The organism is Sphaerisporangium cinnabarinum (genome assembly GCF_055567015.1).
On the sequence record NZ_JBVHRG010000007.1, the window covers coordinates 110309 to 124109 of the forward strand.

Annotated in this window: 13 protein-coding genes; 5 read left to right on the top strand and 8 right to left on the bottom strand. The window is 73.3% G+C overall.

Annotation, left to right across the window (positions count from 1 at the left end):
* Position 1: 1 nt before the first annotated feature.
* Genes wecB through ACZ4MO_RS11810 form a run of 6 tightly spaced genes read right to left on the bottom strand, consistent with a single transcriptional unit; the run spans position 2 to position 7109 of the window.
* Positions 2–1117, bottom strand: a complete 1116-nt coding sequence (gene wecB, locus ACZ4MO_RS11785; RefSeq protein ID WP_255437222.1) for a non-hydrolyzing UDP-N-acetylglucosamine 2-epimerase — start codon at positions 1115–1117, stop codon at positions 2–4.
* Entirely contained in the window at positions 1114–2049 is a 936-nt protein-coding gene (locus ACZ4MO_RS11790; RefSeq protein WP_051876538.1) for an ABC transporter ATP-binding protein, read from the bottom strand. Before ACZ4MO_RS11790 ends, wecB begins: the two co-directional genes overlap by 4 nt.
* Complete coding sequence (locus ACZ4MO_RS11795; RefSeq protein WP_175008975.1) at positions 2036–2962, bottom strand: ABC transporter permease; 927 nt, start codon at positions 2960–2962, stop codon at positions 2036–2038. Before ACZ4MO_RS11795 ends, ACZ4MO_RS11790 begins: the two co-directional genes overlap by 14 nt.
* Before the next feature lie 9 nt (positions 2963–2971).
* Positions 2972–3967 (bottom strand): LCP family glycopolymer transferase, encoded by a 996-nt coding sequence (locus tag ACZ4MO_RS11800; protein WP_175008974.1) that lies wholly within the window; start codon positions 3965–3967, stop codon positions 2972–2974.
* On the bottom strand, positions 3964–5712 hold the full coding sequence (locus tag ACZ4MO_RS11805) for a glycosyltransferase (RefSeq protein ID WP_175008973.1): 1749 nt from the start codon (positions 5710–5712) through the stop codon (positions 3964–3966). Before ACZ4MO_RS11805 ends, ACZ4MO_RS11800 begins: the two co-directional genes overlap by 4 nt.
* The gene (locus ACZ4MO_RS11810; RefSeq protein ID WP_255437220.1) at positions 5709–7109 is read right to left on the bottom strand and encodes a glycosyltransferase family 4 protein; all 1401 of its coding nucleotides are present in this window, start codon (positions 7107–7109) and stop codon (positions 5709–5711) included. The genes ACZ4MO_RS11805 and ACZ4MO_RS11810 overlap by 4 nt, the downstream gene beginning before the upstream one ends.
* A gap of 135 nt (positions 7110–7244) precedes the next feature.
* Here ACZ4MO_RS11810 and ACZ4MO_RS11815 point away from each other — a divergent pair, with 135 nt between their 5' ends.
* Together ACZ4MO_RS11815 and ACZ4MO_RS11820 are read left to right on the top strand one after the other, a co-directional pair.
* Positions 7245–8324: an LCP family protein gene (locus ACZ4MO_RS11815; RefSeq protein WP_255437218.1), complete on the top strand. Its 1080-nt coding sequence runs from the start codon at positions 7245–7247 to the stop codon at positions 8322–8324.
* Positions 8325–8334: 10 nt separating this feature from the next.
* Positions 8335–9078, top strand: coding sequence for a DUF6270 domain-containing protein (locus ACZ4MO_RS11820; RefSeq protein WP_175008971.1), 744 nt, complete (start codon positions 8335–8337; stop codon positions 9076–9078).
* A 72-nt stretch (positions 9079–9150) separates the two neighbouring features.
* Here ACZ4MO_RS11820 and ACZ4MO_RS11825 read toward each other — a convergent pair whose 3' ends face one another.
* Positions 9151–9615 carry a hypothetical protein gene (locus ACZ4MO_RS11825; protein WP_255437217.1) on the bottom strand — a complete coding sequence of 155 codons (465 nt, stop codon included), beginning with the start codon at positions 9613–9615 and terminating at the stop codon, positions 9151–9153.
* Positions 9616–9722: 107 nt separating this feature from the next.
* On the opposite strand from ACZ4MO_RS11825, the gene ACZ4MO_RS11830 reads away from it, so the two are divergent.
* Together ACZ4MO_RS11830 and ACZ4MO_RS11835 are read left to right on the top strand one after the other, a co-directional pair.
* Entirely contained in the window at positions 9723–10181 is a 459-nt protein-coding gene (locus ACZ4MO_RS11830; protein WP_021483075.1) for a MarR family winged helix-turn-helix transcriptional regulator, read from the top strand.
* Positions 10178–11524, top strand: coding sequence for an MFS transporter (locus ACZ4MO_RS11835; RefSeq protein ID WP_175008970.1), 1347 nt, complete (start codon positions 10178–10180; stop codon positions 11522–11524). The genes ACZ4MO_RS11830 and ACZ4MO_RS11835 overlap by 4 nt, the downstream gene beginning before the upstream one ends.
* A 93-nt stretch (positions 11525–11617) precedes the next feature.
* Here ACZ4MO_RS11835 and serC read toward each other — a convergent pair whose 3' ends face one another.
* Positions 11618–12760, bottom strand: a complete 1143-nt coding sequence (gene serC / locus ACZ4MO_RS11840; RefSeq protein ID WP_255437216.1) for a phosphoserine transaminase — start codon at positions 12758–12760, stop codon at positions 11618–11620.
* 273 nt (positions 12761–13033) lie between these two features.
* Between serC and ACZ4MO_RS11845 the strand changes: the two genes are divergently transcribed.
* On the top strand, positions 13034–13717 hold the full coding sequence (locus ACZ4MO_RS11845) for a metal-dependent transcriptional regulator (protein ID WP_499278994.1): 684 nt from the start codon (positions 13034–13036) through the stop codon (positions 13715–13717).
* Positions 13718–13801: the final 84 nt, after the last annotated feature.

The window sequence follows — 13801 nt, forward strand, 5'->3', positions numbered from 1 at the left end:
CTCACAGCGGAAAGTCGCGAAGCGCGGCGAGCGTCTTCTCGGCCGCGTCGCCGTCGCCGTACGGGTTTCTCGCGCGTGCCATGGCGCCGTAGCGGTCATCGTCGGTGAGCAGTGCGGTGACCTCGTCGACGATCCGGGCTTCGTCTGTCCCGACGAGGCGTACCGTCCGAGCCTCGACCGCCTCAGGGCGCTCCGTGTTCTCGCGCATGACCAGCACCGGCTTGCCGAGGCTGGGGGCTTCTTCCTGGACGCCGCCGGAGTCCGAGAGGATGAGGATGCTCGCGGCCATCAGACGCGCGAACTCGCCGTAGGGCAGCGGCTCGGTCACGGTGACGTTCTCGATGCCCTCAAGCTGGGGGAGGACGGCCTCCCGCACGACGGGGTTGCGGTGCGCCGGGAGGACGATCTCCACGTCGGGGAACGACCGTGCGATCCGTGCCAGCGCTCGCCCTACGCCTTCCATCGCGCCGCCCCAGTTCTCGCGGCGGTGGGTGGTCACGAGGAGGATGCGCCGCCCCGACGCGGCGAGGTCCTCGAGGCGCGCGTCGGTGAAGGGGATCTCCTTGCCGACCGTGGTGAGCAGCGCATCGATGACGGTGTTGCCGGTGACGACGATCGTGGAGTCGTCGACCCCCTCGGCGAGGAGGTTTGCCCGGCTGGTCTCGGTGGGAGCGAGGTGGAGGGCGGCGATCTGGGTCGTGATCTTCCGGTTCGCCTCCTCCGGGAACGGGGACTGGATGTTCCCGGAGCGCAGGCCTGCCTCCAGGTGCACCACGGGGATCTGCCGGTAGAACGCGGCGAGTGCGGCGGCCGTCGAGGTGGAGGTGTCGCCCTGGACGATGACCGCGGTGGGCCTCTCCTTCTCGAGGATCGGGTCGAGACCCTCGATGACCCGCGCGAAGATCTGCGCCAGCGTCTGCCCGTGGCTCATGATGTCGAGGTCGTGGTCGGGGACGATGCCGAAGAGCTCGTTCACCTGGTCGAGCATCTCGCGGTGCTGGCCGGTCACGACGGTCACCGACTCGAAGTCGGGGCTCTCCTCGAGCGCCTTGATGACGGGAGCGACCTTGATCGCCTCCGGTCGGGTGCCGTAGACGGTCATGATGCGAGCGGTCATGCTTCTCTCTTCTCTGCTGCGGCCGCGTCCCGGCCGTGTCCCCGGACGTGCCGGGGGCGGTAGCTGCGTCCAGGGGACTCCTCCACCTGCACGTGCGTCTCGGTCTTCTCCGCGAGGGCGTCCTCGATGATCTTCTTCGCCTCGTCGGGCTTCTCCTTGGCGATCGCCCAGGCCCACTTGCGGTAGCGCAGCGCGACGTCCTCGGCCGGGCCGTCGAGCACGAGGCGGCCGTAGTTGAGCCAGATCGCGCGGGTGCACGTCTCCTCGATGGTCTGCGCCGCGTGGCTCACGAGGAACACCGTGCCGGCGTTCTCCCGCAGCCGGTTCATGCGGGCCTCGCTGCGCTCCTTGAACGCCGCGTCGCCGGTGGCGAGGGCCTCGTCGATGAGCATGATGTGCGGGTTCGCGGCGGTCGCGATGGCGAACCGCAGCCGTGCCCCCATGCCGGACGAGTACGTCTTCATCGGCAGGTAGATCGACTTGCCGAGGCCGGCGAGCTCGACGACGTCGGGAATCGCCTTCTCCGTCTGCTCGGGGGTGAGCCCCATGGCGAGGCAGCCGAGCCGGACGTTCTGCTCTCCCGAGAGGTCGGGCACGAGGGCGGCGTTGACCCCGATGAGGACGGGCGTGCTCTCGGCGAGCACACGCCCGCGCGCGGGCCGCTCGAGCCCGGCGATGATCCGCAGGAGCGTGCTCTTGCCGGAGCCGTTCTGGCCGACGAGGCCGATCTGCTCGCCCGAGCGTGCCACGAAGGAGATCCCGGAGAGCGCCCGCACGAGCACCATGGGCTGCTGGCCGAGCACGGTCTTCGCGGCCCGGACGAGCCGGTTCGAGCGCCGACGCTCGGCCGCGTCCGTGGACGGGACGCGGTAGCGCACGTGCACGTCCTGGACCGCGACCGTGGCGGACGCGAAGGGGTCAAGCTCGGCCATAGGACTCCTCCCCGTGGTAGAAGAAGAGGAACCCCACGACGAGCGTCCCGACGGCCCAGGCGCCCAGCCCGAGCCACGACGACAGCGCCGGCGTCACGCCGTAGAGCAGGCAGTCGCGGACCATGCTTAGCACCATGAACATCGGGTTCGCCTCCATGAGGGCGAGCGCCGTCGGGTGGTCGATGAACTGGTCGTAGGAGAAGAACACCGCGGAGCCGTAGAGCCACAGCCGCATGCCGAAGCTGATGAGCTGGTTGAGGTCGGGAACGACGGCGACGCACCGCGCGAGCAGCAGTGCCAGGCCGGTGGTGAACAGCACCTGGAGCGCAAGGACGCCGGGCACGAGCACGACGCGCCAGGTGAACACCTCGGCGGGGGGCATGACGGTGAGCAGCACGACCATGGCACCGAGCACCGGGATCATGTCGAGCATCCCGCGCAGGATCACCGAGATGGGCAGAGAGGCGCGGGGGAAGGAGAACGCCCGGATGAGGTTGCGGCCGTTCCTGATGGAGTTGGCCCCGCCCGTCACAGCCTTCGTCGTGAACGAGAAGAGGAACACCCCGACGATGAGGTAGCCGATGAAGTTGTCGATGCCGCGCGACGACTTCAGCAGCAGGCCGAAGATGAGGAAGTACGTCAGCCCGTCGAGCACGGGCTTGAGCACGAGCCACACGGTGCCGAGCAGGTTCTCGCGCGTCCCGCTCGTCACCTTTGCGCGGGCCTCGGCCCACAGGAAGTGCCGACGGTTCCACAGCTGCCCGAGGTACACCCCGAGCGGCGGGCGAGCCCCGACGCGGGTGAGCCGACCCGCGGAGACGACCTCCGTCGTCGACGGCGGGCCAGCGAACAGCATCGAGTACAGGTCCCCGCGAGGGGACCTGCTCTCGGTGGTGCTCGTCTCTCCGGTCATCGCGGCATCCTAGGATCCCGTCGGCGCGTACGCCGTGCCGTACGTCGCGACGTACTCGTCGAGCGTGTCCGTGCGCACCGCGTCGCCGAGCGCGGCGGTCTGGTCCGCGTCCACGAGGTTGACCGACGCGCCGCCCCTGTCGCCGAACCCGGTGATCGGCACCATGAGCCCGACGACGTCCTCGCGCTCCAGCTCGGCCGCGAGCGGGACGAGCGCGAGCACGTCGTCCACGTCGAGGTCGCCGGAGATCTTGACGTTGCGCACGAGCATCGGCACGAGCTCGGCGAGCACCTCCGGCTCGTCCGCCCGCTCGGCGATGCGGTCGAGCATCCCGACGACCGCGGCGCGCTGGCGCTCGGTGCGGTCGAGGTCGCCGAGAGGGAGCCGCTTGCGCTCGCGCACGTAGATGAGACCGTCCGTGCCGGACAGCGTGATGCGCCCCTCGGGGAAGTCGACGACGCGTCCCGTGCTCTGCACCGTCACCGTGCTCGCGTGCTGGTTGTCCACCTCGAACCCGTCGAGCGCGCGCGTGAGGGCGATGAACCCCGCGAAGTTCGACTGGACGACGTAGTCGATCTCCGCACCGCCGAGCAGGCCGGACACCGTCTGGACGAGCGTGTCCGTCCCGCCGCGCGAGAACGCCGCGTTGATCTTCCCCTCGCCGAGCCCCGGGATGTCGACCCACATGTCGCGCGTGAAGGACACGAGGTACAGCTTCTCCCGGTCCGCCGGCACGTGGACGAGCAGGATCGTGTCGGCGTTGCCCGTGAGGTCGGCCGGGTCTCGTGAGTCCGTGCCGACGAGGAGCGCGTTCACCGGCCCCTCGGGCAGCGGGTCCGCCGGTCCTGTCGGCGTGGGCGTCGGGCTGGGAGCCGCGGAGCGCGTCGGCGCGGGGGACGCGCTCGTCGCCGACGGCGCGGGCTCCGGCGCCGCCGTCGTGCAGCCGGCGAGCAGTGCCGTCGCGACGAGGGCGCCGAGGGGACGACGCAGGAGGGCGGTGCTCATCGCGCTCCTCCTGCCAGTGCTCGGGCGTACACCTCGCGGTACCGGGCCGTGTTCGCGGCCCACGTCCTGGTGGCCGCGAGCTCGCGACCGCGCGTCAGCATGCCACGGCGCGCGTCGTCGTCGCCCAGGACGTCCGCCACGGCGGTGGTCCACGCGGCGACGTCGCCCGCGGGCACGAGGCGTCCCGCGGCCCCGACGGCCTCCCGCAGCGCGGGGAGGTCGCTCGCGACCACCGGCCGGCCCACGGCCATCGCCTCGACCGGCTTGAGCGGGGTGACGAGGCGCGTCACGCGGTCGTCCCGGCGCGGGACGAGGACGACGTCGAGCGCCGCGAGGTACGTCGTGGCGAGGGCGCGCGGCACGCGCCCCGGCAGGATCGCGTGCTCGCCGAGCCCGAGCTCGTCGGCGAGGCGGAGGAGGCCGGGGCGGGCGACGCCGTCGCCCACCACGAGCGCGGTCGCGTCGACGCCGTCCGCCCGGAGCGCGGCGACCGTGCGCAGGGCCGTGTCGAGGCCCTCGTAGTCGACGACGCTGCTCACCGTGCCGACCACGGGCCCGCGCGCCGGGATGCCGAGGCGCTCGCGGGCGGCGTCGGGCGTGGGGTGCGTCGCGTCCAGGAGCGACGTCGGCACGGCGTTGGGGACCACCGTGACGCGGGCCGCCGGCACGCCGCGCCCGACGAGCTCGGCCCGCATGGTCTCGCTGAGCGTCACCACATGGTCCGCGGCGAGCGCGAGCTCGGTCTCCTTCGCCCGGACGAGGGCGTACCGGCCCGAGGCCTCGGCGGCGCGCCGCGCCTCGGGCGTGCGGTGCGACGCGGCCCAGGTCTCCTCGGGCAGGCCTCGCACTTCGTACACCCACGGCACGCCGAGGCGTCGGGCCGCGGCGCGCGCCGCCGCGCCGGTCGTATAGGGGGTGGTGGCGTGCACGACGTCGGGCGCGAACCTCCGCGCCGCACGCACCAGCAGGTCGACCTCGACCTCGGCACGCCGCGCCGGGTCGCCGTGCAGCACCCAGGGCAGCAGCCGCTCGTACCGCACGCCGTCCACGACGTCCGCGGCGCGTGCGCCGAGCACGCCGATCGTCACCGGGTAGGCGCCGCGCGTCGTCGCCGCCACGGCCAGCCCGTCCTCGTGCTGCGCGCGGAGGATCGCGTGGCTGCGCAGCGTGTACCCGCTCTGCGTGTGGGGGAGCGAGTTCGTCAGGTGGTGGAGCACCCGCGCCTGCCCGACGTCGCCCCGCACCGGGTGCGGCGAGGTCCCGCTGGTCGGGGCGTCGGGCCGGAGCGCGTCGACCTGGGCGCGGATCGTGCGGAGCGTGCGACGCTCGCCGCGGCCGGACGCGCTGGCGCGATCGAGCGCGTCCACGTCACCCGCCTGCCAGAGCGCGCGCAACCGGGCGGGGCCGGGGTGGGGGACGCCGTCGAGCAGCTCGGGGTGACCGACCGCGACGGCGACCTCGGCGGCCACGCGGCGCCCGAGCCGCGACCCGGGCGCTCGGAGCACCGCAGCGACGGTGCGGGCTGCGTCGTCGGGGGAGCCGTCGAGGAAGAGGCCGAGCGTACGGCGCGCGGACGGGTCGCGCGCCACGAGGAGCAGGCGCACCGCGCCGCGCCGGGCCCGGGCGGGCGCGCGCCGCGCGGCCTGGATCGCGAGCCACACCGGGTCGTCGACGACGGCGCGTGCCCCGAAGGAGAGCGCGAGGACGAGGGCGCGGACGGCGTCGCGCGGTGCCGCCGCCCTCATCGACGCAGTCCGTCGAGCAGCTCGACGTACCGGGCCGCGAGCGCGTCGTCGTCCGCGTTGAGCGCGACCCACTCCTGGGCGGCGGGACCGATCTCCGGGACGGAGCCGGCGGCGACGAAGCCGGCCCAGAGCGCGGCGAGCGCCTCGACGTCCCCGGGCGGGACGACGTCGCCCGCCTCGAGGGAGAGCACGAGCTCCGCGGCCTCGCCCGCGACGCACGCCGTGACGTGCCGGCGCGTCGCCATCGTCTCGTAGAGCTTCGAGGGCACCGTCCACTGGAAGGGCTCCCAGTCGCGCAGCGACACGAGCACGGTGTCGGCCCACGCGTACAGCGCGGGGACGTCCGTGTGCGGCACACGACCGAGGAACGTCACCGGCGCGCCGAGCGTCGTGGCCAGGGCCTTGAGGTGGGGGATGTCCGCCCCCGCGCCGGCGAGGTGCACCTCGAGCGGCACGCCCCGCGCGGCGAGCGCCGCGGCGGCCTCCACGACGACCTCGAGACCCTGCGACCGGCCGATGGTCCCCACGTAGACGGCGCGCAGCGGCCGGTCCGGGCCCAGGGGGTGCGCGTCGTCGTCGGGCAGGGCGTCGACCTCGTCGTCGACCTTGTCCGCGAGCCGGTCGGTGAACGCCGTGCCGTTCCGGACGACGCCCACGTTCGCGGCTCCCCGGCTCTCGACGATGCCGGCGAACGTCTCCGTCGTCGTCACGACGAGGTCGCTGCGGGTCTGCATGCGGACGATCACGCGGTGCACGAGGGCGACCACGGCGGCCCGCGCCCGGCGGCCGGAGCCGTCCGCGACGACACCGGACGGCCGGATGAGGTCGGGCCACGCGTCGCGCATCTCGACGACGAAGCGGGCGCGGAAGAGCCGGGCGAGGGCCCATGCGGCGAACATGCTGGGGATGCCGGGCACGGTGCCGACGACGACGGTCGGGCGGTGCGCCCGGGCGCGCAGGTGCCGCCACCCGAGGACGACCGAGTGGGCAGCAGCGACGACGTGGTCGGCCGTGCGGGACACGAGCGACGACGAGTGCTCGCGATAGCTGACGCGCAGGATCCGCTCGCCGTGGCGACCGCGCTGGACGAGCCCGGGGCGCAGGTGCGCGTGCTCGGGGTCGAGCACGCCGGCCGGGTAGTGCGGAGGCGGGGCGAGGACGGTCACGCGGAAGCCCGCGCCGACCAGGCGGGGCACGAGCGCACCCCAGCGGCGCTGCGGCGCGCCCGTCTCCGGCTCGTAGTGGTGGGTGACCAGGAGCAGGTGGTCGTGCCGGTCCCGGTGACGTGGCCCTGGGACCGGTCGACGACGCGGACGGGCGTGCCGCGCGGCACTCGTAGACATGTCGCCCCCTGCGATCGACGGCTCGCCGGGGCGCGCCTCCGCCGGTGCCTTCATGGAACTGAGCGTCACGAGCGTACCGCCCGGCGGCCCGGCACCCCCGTGGAGCGCTGGTGCGCGGGGGGTGAAGAGGAGGGTGACAAGGCGCCGAACAGCGGTGCCACGCCGGTCATCAGCCGTAGGATGCCAGCCGTGGCCGACACCCTGTTCCCCGAGTCCTCGCCCGAGCCGCCTGCCGACCGGCGGCACGCGCGCCGTCGTCGTGGTGGCCGGACGGCGCTCGTCGTGCTCGTGTCGCTCCTCGCCGTGCTCGTCCTGGCCGGCGTCGGGGGCGCCTGGTGGTTCCAGCGCCAGCTCGACGGCAACATCGAGAAGCTCGCCGACCCGTTCGAGGGCCTGGAGAACCGTCCCGACCCGGCACCGAGCGACCCCGAGGTCGCGACCGAGGCCGTGAACTTCCTGGTGCTCGGCTCCGACAGCCGTATCTCGGCGGGGGACCCCTCCCAGTGGGAGGCGGGCGCGCAGCGCACGGACGCGATCATGCTCGTGCACCTGCCGGCCGACCGGCAGACGGCGCAGGTGGTCTCCATCCCGCGCGACGCGTGGGTCCCGATCCCCGGTCACGGGGAGGCGAAGATCAACGCCGCCTTCTCCTACGGTGGCCCGCCCCTCATGATCCAGACGGTCGAGGACCTCACCGGGGTGCGGATCGACCACTTCGCCGTGACCGACTTCGAGTCCTTCACGACCCTCACCGACGCGCTGGGCGGCGTGCAGATCCGCATCCCGGAGGACATCGGCGACGGCAAGAAGGTGTTCTTCGAGGCGGGCGTGCACCAGATGACGGGTGAGGAGGCGCTCACCTACACGCGTCAGCGCCACGGCCTGTCGAACGGCGACTTCGGGCGCGTGCAGCGCCAGCAGAACTGGATGCGCGCGATGCTCGGCAAGATCAACAACAACCGCAACGACGTCGCGATGATGACGCGCTTCTTCACCGCGGTGAGCGAGTCCGTGGCGACCGACGACGGCCTGACCATCGACGAGATGCGGAACCTCTACATGAGCGCCCGCGGTCTGAGCACGAACGACGTCACGTTCATGACGGCGCCCAACTCCGGGACCGGGCGCAGCGCCGACGGGCAGTCGATCGTCGTGCTCGACCGTGCCCGGTTCGACCCGCTCATGGCGTCGATCGCGAACGACTCCGTCGGGGACTACCTCGTCCAGAACGCCGAGGCGCTCGAGGTCCTGCCGCCCACGGTCAAGTGATCGGGCGCCGGTGACCGACCGCTCCAGCAGCCCGCAGCGCAGCGTCCTCGTCCACGGGAGCTGCGTCACCCGCGACGCGTTCGCGCTGGCGGAGGAGACGCGGTTCCGCCTCGCCGACTACTACGCACGCAGCTCCCTGGCGTCGGCGTTCGCGGCCGGTGGTCTGGGCGGCGTGGACCTCGCCCGCGTCGAGTCGTCGTTCCAGCGCCGCATGGTCGAGCGGGACCTGGCCAAGACCTTCGCCACGGAGCTGGTGACCACGGACGCGGACGTCGTCGTTCTCGACCTCGTCGACGAGCAGTACGACCTCGTCGTCGGGTCGGACGGTGGCGTGGCGACGCGCTCCATGGAGTTCCTGCGGGCCGGTGGCGACGGCGTGCGGTCGCGTCGCGTCGCGTCGGGGTCGCCGGAGTTCCTCGTCCGGTGGGAGGCCGGCTGGGCTGCGCTCGTGGCCACCGCGCGCCGGCAGGGTCGACTGGGCCGCGTCGTCGTGCACGAGGCGTACTGGGCGCGGGGCGACGCGGCGGGCGGGGCGTTCGACCAGCAGCGCGTCGAGGCGGCGAACCGCACGCTCACCTACCTCTACGCGCGCATGCGCAAGGACCTGGGCGAGGCCCGCTTCCTCCGGGTCCCGGACCGGCTCGTGGTCGGCGACCCGGCGCACCGGTGGGGACCGTCGCCGGTCCACTACGTCGAGGACTACTACCGCGCGTTCCTCGACCTCCTCGACGAGGCGACGCGCGCCGCCGTCTGACGCGGGCTCCGCCGGACCGCCGGCCCACCGAGGGGACGCGGCTCCCGCGGAGCCGGGCTCTCGCGCGACGGGTCAGGCGACGCCGTCGAGGACGACGACGCCGTCCTTGAACGCCACGCCGCTCACGCGCGCACCCGGGGTGCGTGCCTGGAGGAGGCGCTGGACGTCGAGGGCGACGCGCGCGTCCGGGAGCACCCGCACGGACCCGGCGGGGAGGCCCTTCGCCGCGACGACGGACTCGATCCGGCTCGCCGCGAGACCGAGGAGCTTGTGCGCGGGCAGGCCGCCGGCGCTCGCGTCGACGGAGATCGTCGCGACGCCGTCCTGCACGTCGACCACACGCAGCGTGGCGCGGACCGTCGGGGCGAGACGCGTCGCGAGCCGGAGCGGCGCGGGCAGGCGCTTCACCTGGCGCGGGTCGGCGACGACCTCGAGCGCGTCCCCGCGACCCGACACGGACGTGACGAACGAGGGGAGCCTGCGGCCCATGAGGCCGAGCAGGTGGAGCGTCTCGGCGAGGGTCAGTTCCTGGTGCACGGCGCACACCATAGCGGACGTCCAGGACGTCTCGGACGCCCGCTCGTGACGGGGATCTCCACCCGCAGGCCTTTCCTTACCCAAGGTAATGAGTTAGGGTAACTATCATGCCTGCTGCGGACCTCACTGCTCCCACCCGGAACCAGTACCGGCCCGCGACGCTCGGCGGCGACCTGCGGGTCGCGCTCACCCGGATCTCCCGGCGGCTGCGTGCCCAGCGCGGCGAGGCGGACCTCCCCGAGGGGCGGTTCGGCGTCCTCACCGTCCTGCACAAGCACGGCGCCATGTCGCCCAGCGAGCTCGCGGAGCACGAGCGCGTCCGGCCGCCCTCGATGACCCGCGCCGTCAACGCCCTCGTCGAGATGGGTCTCGTCGAGAAGGGGGAGCACGCGAGCGACCGCCGTCAGGTCGTCGTGCGCCTCACGGACGCCGGCGTGCGCGAGGTCAAGGAGACGCGGCGCCGCCGGGACGCGTGGCTCACGCAGCAGCTGTCCTCCCTCACCCCTGACGAAAGAGAGACCTTGGCCCGCGCCAGTGAGCTGTTGACCCGGATCGCCGCCCGATGAGCACCACGTTCTCCTCCCTCCAGTACTACAACTACCGCGTCTGGTTCGGCGCCGCGCTCGTCGCGAACGTCGGCACCTGGATGCAGCGCGTCGCGCAGGACTGGCTCGTCCTCAGCGACCTCACCGACAACTCCGGCGTCGCCGTCGGCGTCGTCACCGCGCTGCAGTTCGCGCCCGTGCTCGCCCTGTCCGCGTGGGCGGGGCTGCTCGCCGACCGCCTCCCGCGCCGTCGGCTCCTCATGGCCACCCAGGGCGCGATGGGACTGCTCGCGCTCGGCCTGGGCGCGCTCGTGCTGTCCGGGAACGTCGAGCTGTGGCACGTCTACGTCTTCGCCGGCCTGCTCGGCGTCGTCTCGGCGTTCGACAACCCCGTGCGCCAGACGTTCGTCGCCGAGATGGTGCCCCCCGACAAGCTCTCCAACGCCGTCGGGCTCAACAGCGCGTCGTTCAACGCGGCGCGCCTCGTGGGGCCGGGCGTCGCCGGGCTGCTCATCGCGGCCGTCGGCTCCGGCTGGCTGTTCATCATCAACGGCGTGACGTTCGGGGCGACCATCCTCGCGCTGATGTACATGCGCACGCGCGAGCTCCACGTGCTGCCGAGCGCGCCGCGCGAGAAGGGTCAGATCCGCGAGGGCATCCGGTACGTGCGCGGGCGGACGGACATCATCGTCATCATGGTCGTCGTCGGCGTCGTGTCGACGTTCGGGCTCAACTTCCAGCTCACGTCCGCGATGATGGCGAAGGTCGAGTTCGGCATGGGGCCGGGGGAGTACGGGATCCTGGGGTCCATCCTCGCGATCGGCTCGCTCACCGGGGCCCTGCTCGCCGCGCGTCGGGAGCGCCCGCGCGTCCGGCTCGTCATCGGGTCCGCGTTCGGGTTCGCCGTCGCCACCGGGGTCATGGCGCTCATGCCCACGTACGCGACCTTCGCCGTCGCGTGCATCCCCGTGGGGCTCGCGTCGCTCACGATGATGACCGCGGCCAACTCGACCATCCAGATGTCGGTGGACCCCGTCATGCGCGGGCGCGTCATGTCGCTCTACATGATCGTGTTCCTCGGTGCGACGCCCGTCGGCTCCCCGCTCGTCGGCTGGATCGCCGAGGCGTGGGGCCCGCGCTGGGCGATCGGCGTCGGGTCGATCACCGCCGCGCTCGTCGCGGTGGGTGCCGCCGTCTGGGCGGTGCGCAACTGGCACCTCGAGGTCCGCTACCGCGTCCTGCAGCGCCCGCACCTCGTGGTGCGCTATCTCGACGCCGGCACGCCGACTGACCGCTCCGCGCGCGCCGAGACGCGCCGCCGGCTCGAGGCCGAGGACGCGCAGGAGGCCGCCCGGGCGGCCTGACGCCGTCCCTCCCGCCCAGCCGCGAGGCCGGTGCCGCCCTGGTCTCCCGGGCGGCACCGGCCTCGTGCTGGACGCAGACCTCGGCCGTGCTCGTCAGGCGAGGTGGTCGACGACGTGGTCCACGCACGCGGTGAGGGCGCGGACGTCGTCGGGCTCGATCGCCGGGAACATCGCGACGCGCAGCTGGTTGCGGCCGAGCTTGCGGTACGGGAAGACGTCGAGGATGCCGTTCTCGCGCAGCGCGGCCACGACGGCCGTCGCGTCGATGCTGTCGTCGAGGTCGATCGTGCCGACGACCGTCGATCGCTCCGCCGGGTTCGCGACGAAGGGCGTCGCCCACTCGCGCGAGTCCGCCCAGCCGTAGAGGTGCGCGGCCGACTCGGCAGACCGGGCGGCGGCCCACTCCAGGCCCCCGTTGCCCAGGAGCCACTCCACCTGCTCGGCGAGCATGACGAGCGTCGCGATCGCGGGCGTGTTGAGCGTCTGGTCCTGGCGCGAGTTCGCCGCCGCGGTGCGCAGCGACAGCGACTCCGGGACCCAGCGGGTGCCGCTGCTCTCGACCTCGTCCGCGCGCGCGAGCGCGTCGGGCGAGCACAGCGCGAGCCACAGGCCGCCGTCCGACCCGAAGACCTTCTGCGGGGCGAAGTAGTAGACGTCCGTCTGCCCGACGTCCACGGGGATCGCACCCGCGCCGGACGTGGCGTCCACGAGCGTGAGCGCGCCGCGCTCGCGCGAGCCGGGGACGCGGCGCACGGGCGCCATCGCGCCGGTCGAGGTCTCGTTGTGCGGCCAGGCGTGCACGTCGACGTCGTCCGCGGGCTCCGGGAGCGCGACCGTCCCGGCCGGGGCCGAGATCACCTGGGACGGCTCGAGGAACGGCGCGGCGGTCGTCGCGGCGGCGAACTTCGCGCCGAACTCGCCGAACGCCGCGTGCTGCGCCTTCGAGCGGACGAGGCACGCGGTCGCGACGTCCCAGAACGTCGTGGAGCCGCCGTTGCCCAGCACGACCTCGTAGCCGTCGGGCAGCGCGAACAGCGTGGCCAGGCCCTCGCGCGTGCGGCGCACCAGGGACCGGACGGGCGCCTGCCGGTGGGACGTCCCCAGCAGGGAGGTCCCGGCGTCGGACAGCGCCCGGACCTGCGCGGCGCGGACCTTGGACGGCCCGGACCCGAAGCGGCCGTCGGCCGGCAGGAGGTCCGAGGGGATCGTGATCGGGGTGTTCGCGAGATCGGGCACGGCGTCACCCTACGCGCGCGCGACGCGCCCCGGGAGCCTCGTCCACAGGCCCCGTCGCCCGCGCGGGCCGGGGAGGGGTCTGCGAGGAGGTGCGGGCGGCGACGCACCACGGGTGCCCCCGGACGGCACCCCGGCCGGGTCACGGGCTCGCCATAGACTGACCCCCAGCGGCCCGCCGGTGCGGGCAGGCGCCCCGTGGCTGCGACGACCGGGCGCCCCGAGCCGACGAGCGACTGGGAGCGTGACGTGACCGATCTGATCGATACCACCGAGATGTATCTGAAGACGATCTACGAGCTCGTGGAAGAGGGCATCGTCCCGCTGCGCGCGCGCATCGCGGAGCGCCTCGGGCACTCGGGGCCCACGGTGTCGCAGACGGTCGCGCGCATGGAGCGCGACGGGCTCGTCGTCGTCACGGGCGACCGCCACCTCGAGCTCACGCCCGTGGGCCACGAGAAGGCGACGCGCGTCATGCGCAAGCACCGGCTCGCCGAGCGGCTCCTCACGGACGTCATCAAGCTCGACTGGGAGTACGTGCACACCGAGGCGTGCCGCTGGGAGCACGTGATGAGCGAGCTCGTCGAGGAGCGTCTCCTCGGGCTGCTCGACCACCCGCACTTCGACCCGTACGGCAACCCCATCCCGGGCCTGCCGGAGCTCGGTGAGCAGCTCGACGAGGTCGACTTCCTCGACGGCGTCGTCTCGCTCCCCGTCCACCTCGCCCAGCACGGCCTCGCTGGGGGCGAGGCGCGCGTCGTGCTCCAGCGGATCGCCGAGCCGGTCCAGGTCGACGTCGATCTCCTCGCCCGGTTCGTCCAGGCCGGGGTGCTGCCGCGCCGCACGCTCGTCGTGCGTCCCGCGCCGGCCGGCGGGGTCACCGTGCAGGGCGAGGGCGCGCCGGTCGTCCTCGACCTGCCCGACGACGTCGCGCGCCACCTCTTCGTCGCCCGCGGATAGCCGTCCGTTCATCGGCCGGAACGCCGTGACCTGCGGTGATGCGGAGAGCGGCGTTCCGTCGTGATGGGAACGTGACTTTTGCCG

Excerpts from the sequence above, each read along its gene's own strand:
- wecB (WP_255437222.1), bottom strand. The coding sequence starts at position 1,117 with ATGACCGCTCGCATCATGACCGTCTACGGCACCCGACCGGAGGCGATC.
- ACZ4MO_RS11790 (WP_051876538.1), bottom strand. The coding sequence starts at position 2,049 with ATGGCCGAGCTTGACCCCTTCGCGTCCGCCACGGTCGCGGTCCAGGAC.
- ACZ4MO_RS11795 (WP_175008975.1), bottom strand. The coding sequence starts at position 2,962 with ATGACCGGAGAGACGAGCACCACCGAGAGCAGGTCCCCTCGCGGGGAC.
- ACZ4MO_RS11800 (WP_175008974.1), bottom strand. The coding sequence starts at position 3,967 with ATGAGCACCGCCCTCCTGCGTCGTCCCCTCGGCGCCCTCGTCGCGACG.
- ACZ4MO_RS11805 (WP_175008973.1), bottom strand. The coding sequence starts at position 5,712 with ATGAGGGCGGCGGCACCGCGCGACGCCGTCCGCGCCCTCGTCCTCGCG.
- ACZ4MO_RS11810 (WP_255437220.1), bottom strand. The coding sequence starts at position 7,109 with ATGAAGGCACCGGCGGAGGCGCGCCCCGGCGAGCCGTCGATCGCAGGG.
- ACZ4MO_RS11830 (WP_021483075.1), top strand. The coding sequence starts at position 9,723 with ATGCCTGCTGCGGACCTCACTGCTCCCACCCGGAACCAGTACCGGCCC.
- ACZ4MO_RS11835 (WP_175008970.1), top strand. The coding sequence starts at position 10,178 with ATGAGCACCACGTTCTCCTCCCTCCAGTACTACAACTACCGCGTCTGG.
- ACZ4MO_RS11845 (WP_499278994.1), top strand. The coding sequence starts at position 13,034 with ATGTATCTGAAGACGATCTACGAGCTCGTGGAAGAGGGCATCGTCCCG.